Below are 8066 nucleotides of genomic sequence, written 5' to 3'. Positions count from 1 at the left end.
GGCGCTTCCCCGCGTTCACCTGGAGGCCGGGGAATCGCGGGCGGTGTCGTTCGAGCTTGGTTTCGATGACCTTGCGTTCTGGTCGGAGTCGCACTCCGTACCGGGCTTCGACGTCGAACCAGGCGCTTTCGAGGTCTTCATCGGTGGATCGTCGGAGGCGCCGCTCGCCGCCCGGATCACCGTTGGCGCACCACAGCACGCTCTGTCCAGGGAGCCGATCGCCCATCGGTACGCGCGCTCGACTCAGGCGTCCACCACCGGCGTCGCGTCCTGAGGGGACGACGATCCGAGCTGCGAGCATGACCGGCCGTGGCGACACGCCATCTCGCGAGGGCCTCGGATGACCCGTGCGGACCAAGACAGAAGCCCCGCGATCCCTGTGAGGACAAGGATCGCGGGGCTTCGACGCTGGCGGTGACGGTGGGATTTGAACCCACGGTAGGGGGTTACCCTACACAACTTTTCGAGAGTTGCACCTTCGGCCGCTCGGACACGTCACCGCCGACCAGCTTACGACACTCGGCGGGATGCCGCGAATCCGCGCGGCACCGGGAGCTCGGCATCCACTTCTCCACCGTCGAGAAACCGCTCTGGCACCGGTCCCACACCGGTGCCAGGATCGAGCCATGAGCGTGATCGAGAACTCCAAACTGACCGTCGTCGGCGCGGGGAGCGTGGGGGCGAGCGTCGCGTACGCGTCCCTGATCCGCGGGTCGGCGCGGCACGTCGCCCTGTACGACATCGCCGAGGCGAAGGTCGAAGCCGAGGTCCTCGACCTCGCCCACGGCACGCAGTTCACCGGGTCGAGCGACATCACCGGCGGCAGCGATGTGTCGGTCGCCGAGGGGTCGCACGTCGTGGTCATCACGGCCGGCGCGAAGCAGAATCCCGGGCAGACGCGCACCGAACTCGCGGCGACGAACGCCGGCATCATCCGACGCATGATGCCCGAGCTGCTCGAGGTCGCACCGAACGCGATCTACGTCATCGTCACGAATCCGTGCGACGTGCTCACCGTCCTCGCGCAGCAGGCGACGGGGCTCCCCACCCAGCGGATCTTCGCGTCCGGCACCGTGCTCGACACCTCGCGCCTGCGCTGGAAGATCGCGCAGCGCGCCGGGGTCGCGACCTCGAGCGTGCACGCGTGGATCGTCGGCGAGCACGGCGACACGGAGTTCCCGCTGTGGTCGACCGCGACGATCGGCACGGTGCCCATCACGGAGTACGACCTCCCCGACGGCACCCGTTTCGACGAAGCCGAATTGGATGCCATCGCCGTCGACGTCCGCGATGCGGCGTACAAGGTCATCCGGGGCAAGGGCGCGACGAACTACGCGATCGGGCTGTCGAGCGCGCGCATCGTCGAGGCGATCCTTCGCGACGAGCACGCGATCCTGCCGGTGAGCACCGTGCTGCAGGACTTCCACGGCATCTCCGGCATGGCGCTGTCGGTGCCGTCGGTCGTGAGTTCCGCCGGGGCCGTGCCCCTCGCCGGGACGCCGTTCTCCGACCGCGAGCTGACGCTGCTCCGGCGCTCCGCGGACGCGCTGACGACGGTGGCGGACTCGCTGCGCGACTGAGCGGGCGGATGCCAGCCACACGGCGCACGGGCGATGTCGGAGGGTCCGCGTAGCCTGGGCGCATGGCATCCCGTCGTCCCTCTCCCACCGCCGCTCCGTACCGGTGCACCGAGTGCGGATGGACGACGCTGAAGTGGGTCGGCCGGTGCGGCGAATGCCAATCGTGGGGCACGGTCGTCGAGGCCGCGGAGCAGACGGGCATTACCCGGGCGGTCACTCCCGTCGCGCCCGGCGCGGCGCGAGCGGCCCGGCGCATCACCGAGATCGACACGCAGGACGCCCCGCGGCGCACGAGCGGCGTCGGCGAGTTCGACCGGGTGCTCGGCGGTGGGATCGTGCCCGGCGCCGCCATCCTGCTGAGCGGTGAGCCCGGCGTCGGCAAGTCCACGCTGCTGCTCGAGGTCGCGGCCCAGAGCGCTCGCGCCGGCCGCCGCGTGCTGTACGCGAGCGGCGAGGAGTCCGCGGCGCAGGTCCGGCTCCGCGCCGAGCGCACCGGAGCCCTGCACGACGAGCTGTTCCTCGCGTCCGAGACCGACCTGGCGACGATCCTCGGCCACATCGATCAGGTCGAGCCCGAGTTGCTCATCGTCGACTCGGTGCAGACCGTGTCGTCCGCCCTCAGCGACGGGGCGGCCGGTCAGCCCGCGCAGGTGCGTGAGGTGGCATCCACGCTCATCCGCATCGCGAAGGAACGCGGGCTCCCCGTCGTGATCGTGGGCCATGTGACCAAGGACGGCACGATCGCGGGGCCGCGCGTGCTCGAGCACCTCGTCGACGTCGTCTGCCACTTCGAGGGCGACCGGCAGACGTCGCTGCGGTTCGTCCGCGCGCTCAAGAACCGCTTCGGGCCCACCGACGAGGTCGGCTGCTTCGACATGACCGGCAGCGGCATCGCCGAGGTCAGCGATCCGAGCGCCCTGTTCCTCGGCCACGGCGATCCCGAGCCCGGCACATGCGTCACGATCGCGATGGAGGGGCGGCGCGCGCTCCCCGTCGAGATCCAGGCCCTGGCCGTCAAGCAGACCGCGCCCAACCCGCGGCGCATCGTGAACGGCGTCGACTCGTCGCGGGTCGCGATGGTGCTCGCCGTACTCGAGAGCCGGATGGGCGTCTCCCTCTCCGACAAAGACGTGTACGTCTCGACCGTCGGCGGAGTGCGCCTGGTCGAGCCCGCGGCCGACCTCGCGATCGCGATCGCCGTGGCCAACGCGGTGCAGAACCGCAAGGTCTCGAAGCGACTCGCGGCAATCGGCGAGTTGACGCTGACGGGCGAGATCCGCAACGTCACGCAGGCGGCGCAGCGCGCGTCCGAGGCGGCGCGGCTCGGGTATCACACGGTGCTCGACTCGTCGTCGCGCAAGCTCGCCCAGGCATTGAACGAACTGAAGGTGCGCGGGATGCCACGCGACGAGGTCGCGCCCGAGTTCTGACGCCGAAGCCGGCCGGTGGGCCCGATCAGCGCCCGGGCGGGGCGGATCGGCGACGGCGGTGCGGCGACGTGAAGCCGAGCACTGCGGGGATCACGAGTCCGGCGGCGCACACGGCGCCGGCGATCAGGTACTCCATGCCTCGAGTCTTACACGCGCCCCTCACCCGCGCGACCCAGGTACTTCACCCGCGGAGTGTCGTGGGCACGCGGCGCCGCGGTCCCGGCATCCATCCGCCCGGGGCGCACGGCTGTGCGGCGCACAACTCCTGCGGATCGGTTCGGACCCGCGCCATGCCGCGGCTGCGAGCCGGGAGAGCAGGAGTTGAGCTGCGGCAGCGGCCGGACGCGCTCCGGCACCGAGGCTCCCACCTCCTCCATCTCCGCCGGGTCGCAACGGGAACCGCGCGACCGGAAGTCGGAACAGCAGGAGTTATGCCCGCCCGACGCCACGCCGCTCGAGGCGTCAGGCGTCGAGGGCCGCGAGCAGGTCGGTGGGGCTGGCCTGGATCGGGTGCGGACCCGCGATGTCGATGAACACCGTCGTGATCTCGTCGCGGTGGCGGTCGAGGAACGCGCGCAGCCACTGGGGCGACTGCAGCGCAACGTGCGGCGGGAGCGTCTCGGGCTTGTGCGCGGCGTCGCTGAACAGCAGCAGCGCGATCTGCCCGGTGTTCGGGTCGCGGTAGGTCCACACCTCGCCGACGTCGAGCGGGTTGTCGGCGTCTCCGGCGCGCATGAGCGGCACGACCGTGGGCCCGTGCCGCAGCGCGAACGCGATCGCGGCCATGTCCTGCGTCTGCAGGGCATCCGTCAGGGCGGTGTTCTTGAACTCCACGTCAGGCTTCTTACCCTTGCGCTTCTTGCCGCCGGCCATCCTCCGAGCCTATCTCCGGCGCCCGCGTCGGCGCGGATCGCGCCGCGTGCCCAGCGGAGGACATTCCGCGAGCGGAGGACCGAAACCCCCACACACGTCCTCCCTCCGCCGCATCCCCTCCCCCGGCCACCGAGGCCACCCGAACGCCGAAGCCGACGCACCCCCGCCCGCGCACCCAAAGGAGGAGATACCGCGAGCGGAGGACCGAAACCCCCACACACGTCCTCCCTCCGCCGCATCTCCTCCCCCGGCCACCGAGGCCACCGCGGCCACCGGGACGCACCCCCGCCCGCGCACCCAAAGGAGGAGATACCGCGAGCGGAGGACCGAAACCCCCACACACGTCCTCCCTCCGCCGCATCCCCTCCCCCGGTCACCGAGGCCACCCGAACGCCGAAGCCGACGCACCCCCGCCCGCGCACCCAAAGGAGGAGATTCCGCGAGCGGAGGACCGAAACCCCCACGCACGTCCTCCCTCCGCCGCATCCCCTCCCCCGGTCACCGAAACCGCCGCGGCCACCGGGCCGCACCCCCGCCTCGGCGCCTACGCCAGGAACCCGCGCAGCAGCGCCTCGCTGCCGCCGAGGTGGTCGCGCATCGCCGCGTGGGCGGCATCCGGTCTCCCGGCGAGGATCGCCGACACGATCGCGGCGTGCTGCGCCGTCGAGTGGTCGATGTTGCGCGGCAGCAGCGGGAACGTGTCGAGCCACGCGTTGACGCGCGCGCGGTTGTCGGCGACGAGCGGGACGAGCGAGGGGATGCCGGCGAGTTCCGCGATCGTCAGGTGCAGGAGCGTGTCGAGTCGGCGGTAGTCGTCGCTCCCCGCGACCGCGGCGGCCTCGTGCCGCGCCCACAGGACGTCGCGTTCCTCTGGCGCGAGCGTCCGCCCCGCCGCGGCCCACGCGGCCCCGGGTTCGAGCACGCCGCGCAACGCGATGACGTCGTCGAGTTCGGCGGCCGAGACCTCCGCCGGACCCACGGGCCGCGGGACGGGGTCGACGACGAACGTGCCGCCGTAGCGTCCGCGGCGGGTCTCGAGCCAGCCGGCATCCGAGAGCTCCCGGATCGCCTCGCGCACCGTGTCGCGACTGACGCCGTACAGCGCGGCGAGCTCGCGCTCCGCGGGGAGCGACTCCCCCGGCGCGACGAGCCCGAGCCGCACCGTCTGGACGATGCGCGCCGTGGTGTCCTCGAGCGCGTTGCCGCTGCGGACGGGCCGGTACACGGCCCGCCGCAGGTCGTCGAGGGGCGCGGCGCTCATGCCGTCAGCCTGTCATGCCGCAGGTCACAGGGGCGTCACGTAGGCGTTGGTGATACCGCCGTCGACGACGAAAGCGGTGGCGGTGATGAAGGACGCATCGTCGGATGCCAGGAACGCCACGGCCGCGGCCATCTCCTCGGGCTCCGCGAACCGGCCCATCGGCACGTGCACGAGCCGGCGCTGCGCGCGCTCGGGGTCCTTCGCGAACAGTTCCTGCAGGAGGGGCGTGTTGACCGGTCCGGGGCACAGCGCGTTCACGCGGATCCCCTGCCGAGCGAACTGCACGCCGAGCTCGCGGGTCATGGCGAGCACGCCGCCCTTGGACGCGGTGTACGAGATCTGCGAGGTCGCCGACCCGAGCAGCGCGACGAACGACGCGGTGTTGATGATCGACCCGCGCCCCGCGGGGACCATGTGCCGCAGCGCCGCGCGCGAGCAGAGGTACACGCTCTTCAGGTTCACGTCCTGCACGCGATCCCACGCCGGCAGCTCGGTCGTCTCGATCGAGTCGTCGTCGGCGGGCGAGATCCCGGCGTTGTTGAACGCGATGTCGACGCTGCCGAGCTCGGCCGCGACGCCGTCGAAGAGAGCGTCGACGGATGCCTCGTCCGCGACGTTCACCTGACGGAAGACGCCGTCGACCTCGGCGGCCGCCGCCGTGCCGGTGGTCTCGTCGAGGTCGGCGATCACGACGCGCGCGCCCTCGGCCGCGAAGCGGCGTGCGGTGGCGAGGCCGATGCCCGACGCACCGCCGGTGACGATGGCGACGCGGTCGCGCAGCCGCTGAGTGAGGTCGATGGTCATGTGCTGTGGTTCCTTACGGGTGGGGATGTGGGGGAAGAGGGGTCACTCGGTGGCGTAGAAGACGTTCTTCGTCTCGGTGAAGTGCTCGGCGGCATCCGGTCCGAGCTCCCGGCCGAGGCCGGAGGCCTTCATACCGCCGAAGGGGGTGGCGTACCGCACCGACGAGTGCGAGTTCACCGACAGCACTCCGCTGCGCACCCCGCGCGAGACCCGGATGCCACGGCCGAGGTTCTCGGTCCAGATCGAGCCCGCGAGACCGTATGCGGTGTCGTTCGCCAGGCGGATGGCATCCGCTTCGTCCTCGAACGGAAGCACGGCGAGCACCGGACCGAACACCTCTTCGCGCGCGATGCGGTCGCCGGGCTGGGCGAGCACGACCGCGGGGGCGAACCAGAAGCCGTCGCCCTCGGGCGCCGAGCCGCGGAAGGCGACGTCCGCCCCGTCGAGGAAGCCCGCGACCGTGGAGCGATGGGATGCCGAGATCAGCGGCCCCATCTGGGTGTCCTCGTCACGCGGGTCGCCGACGCGCCACGCGGCGACGGCGGGTTCGAGCAGCTCGAGGAAGCGGTCGTAGACGCTGCGCTCGACGAGCAGTCGGCTGCGCGCGCAGCAGTCCTGGCCCGCGTTGTCGAAGACGGAACCGGGGACGCCGACCGCGGCCTTCTCGAGGTCGGCATCCGCGAAGACGATGTTGGCGCTCTTGCCACCGAGTTCGAGCGTGACGGGCTTGAGCAGCTGCGCGCACCCGGCGGCGACCTCGGTGCCGACCTCGGTCGAGCCGGTGAAGACGACCTTGTGCACGTCGGGGTGCGAGACGAAGCGCTGGCCGACGACCGAGCCCGACCCGACGATCACCCGGAACAGCCCCTCGGGCAGCCCCGCCTCGAGCGCCAGCTCACCGAGCCGCACGGCGGTGAGCGGCGTCAGCTCGGCGGGCTTCAGCACGACGGCGTTGCCCGCGGCGAGCGCCGGGGCGAAGCCCCACGCGGCGATCGTCATGGGGAAGTTCCACGGCACGATGATCCCGACGACGCCATACGGCTCGTGATAGGTCACGTCGAGGCCGCCGGCGACGGGGATCTGCTTCCCGATCAGGCGTTCCGGCGAACCGGCGTAGTAGTTGAGCACCTGGGCGACGTGCTGCGCCTCCCACCGGGCCGAGCCGATCGGGTGCCCCGAGTTGCGCACCTCGAGCGCCGCGAGCTCCTCGACGTGCGCCTCGACGAGCCGGGCGAAGGACCGCAGCGCGTCGGCGCGGGCGACGGGGGCGAGCGCGGCCCACGCGCGCTGCGCACGGACGGCGTCGGCGACGGCGGCATCCACCTCGGCGACCTCGGCGCGGTCGAGCGTCGTGATCGGCGTGCCGGTCGAGGGGTCGGTGACGGTGAAGGTGCTCATGCGGGGACTCCCTGGTGCGCGGAGGAACGTGCGGCGCGGTGGGCCGCCGCGGCGGCGACGAGCCCGAGGAACAGACGCCGGTCCTCGGGGTTCTCCTCGGGATGCCACTGCACGGCCACGAGGTACTCGTCGCCGGGGGTCTCGATGGCCTGCACGAGCCCGTCGTCCGTCCGCGCGGTGACCCGCAGCCCTTCGGCGACACGATCGATGCCCTGGTGGTGGTAGCTGTGGACGGTGAGCGCTCCGGCACCGACGAGGCCGGCCAGCCGGGTTCCGGCATCCACTTCGACGACATTCTCGGCGAAGACCCCTCCGCCGATCTTGTAGCGCTCGGTGCCGAGGGCCTCGGGCAGGTGCTGGTGCAGCGTGCCGCCGAGGGCGACGTTGATGAGCTGGAGTCCGCGGCAGATGCCGAAGACCGGGATGCCACGCTCCCGCGCCCCGGCGAGGAGCGCGAGCTCCCACGCGTCGCGGTCGGCGCGCGGCGGGTCGGTGAGCGGGTGGCGCTCGGCGCCGTACAGCTCGGGCTGCACGTCGAGGCCCCCCGTGAGGATCAGCCCGTCGAGGCCGTCGAGCACCGCGGCGGCGGCCTGTTCGGGCCGGGGCTGCGGCGGCAGCAGCACGGCGGTGGCGCCCGAGGCGGTCACGGCGTCGAAGTACTGCTGCGGCAGGAACGACGCGCACAGGTCCCACACGCCCTGCGGGCGCTTCGAGGTAGGT

Annotated in this window: 8 protein-coding genes and 1 tRNA gene; 3 read left to right on the top strand and 6 right to left on the bottom strand. The window is 72.1% G+C overall.

Annotation, left to right across the window (positions count from 1 at the left end):
• On the top strand, positions 1-274 hold a 274-nt coding region (locus tag I5G_RS11355), incomplete at its 5' end, for a fibronectin type III-like domain-contianing protein (protein ID WP_026095866.1).
• Positions 275-409: 135 nt separating this feature from the next.
• Here I5G_RS11355 and I5G_RS11350 read toward each other — a convergent pair.
• Positions 410-500, bottom strand: a tRNA-Ser gene (locus I5G_RS11350).
• Positions 501-626: 126 nt separating this feature from the next.
• Between I5G_RS11350 and I5G_RS11345 the strand changes: the two genes are divergently transcribed.
• On the top strand, positions 627-1580 hold the full coding sequence (locus I5G_RS11345; RefSeq protein ID WP_022879154.1) for an L-lactate dehydrogenase: 954 nt from the start codon (positions 627-629) through the stop codon (positions 1578-1580).
• 62 nt (positions 1581-1642) lie between these two features.
• The gene (gene radA / locus I5G_RS11340; protein ID WP_022879153.1) at positions 1643-3010 is read left to right on the top strand and encodes a DNA repair protein RadA; all 1368 of its coding nucleotides are present in this window, start codon (positions 1643-1645) and stop codon (positions 3008-3010) included.
• A gap of 462 nt (positions 3011-3472) precedes the next feature.
• Here the strand turns inward: radA and I5G_RS11330 are convergent, their stop codons facing one another.
• From I5G_RS11330 to I5G_RS11310, 5 genes are all read right to left on the bottom strand, one after another.
• Complete coding sequence (locus I5G_RS11330; RefSeq protein WP_022879151.1) at positions 3473-3883, bottom strand: hypothetical protein; 411 nt, start codon at positions 3881-3883, stop codon at positions 3473-3475.
• Between the two features lie 544 nt (positions 3884-4427).
• Positions 4428-5144, bottom strand: a complete 717-nt coding sequence (locus I5G_RS11325; RefSeq protein WP_022879150.1) for a FadR/GntR family transcriptional regulator — start codon at positions 5142-5144, stop codon at positions 4428-4430.
• A 24-nt stretch (positions 5145-5168) separates the two neighbouring features.
• Positions 5169-5948, bottom strand: a complete 780-nt coding sequence (locus I5G_RS11320; RefSeq protein ID WP_022879149.1) for a 3-oxoacyl-ACP reductase — start codon at positions 5946-5948, stop codon at positions 5169-5171.
• Between the two features lie 42 nt (positions 5949-5990).
• Positions 5991-7346, bottom strand: a complete 1356-nt coding sequence (locus I5G_RS11315) for an aldehyde dehydrogenase (RefSeq protein WP_022879148.1) — start codon at positions 7344-7346, stop codon at positions 5991-5993.
• Positions 7343-8041 carry a gamma-glutamyl-gamma-aminobutyrate hydrolase family protein gene (locus tag I5G_RS11310; RefSeq protein WP_187288829.1) on the bottom strand — a complete coding sequence of 233 codons (699 nt, stop codon included), beginning with the start codon at positions 8039-8041 and terminating at the stop codon, positions 7343-7345. Before I5G_RS11310 ends, I5G_RS11315 begins: the two co-directional genes overlap by 4 nt.
• Positions 8042-8066: the final 25 nt, after the last annotated feature.

The organism is Microbacterium sp. B19, from assembly GCF_000333395.1.
Lineage (GTDB): Bacteria > Actinomycetota > Actinomycetes > Actinomycetales > Microbacteriaceae > Microbacterium.
Note: the sequence above shows the minus strand (reverse complement) of the source record. Positions and strands in the feature narration are given on the sequence as shown.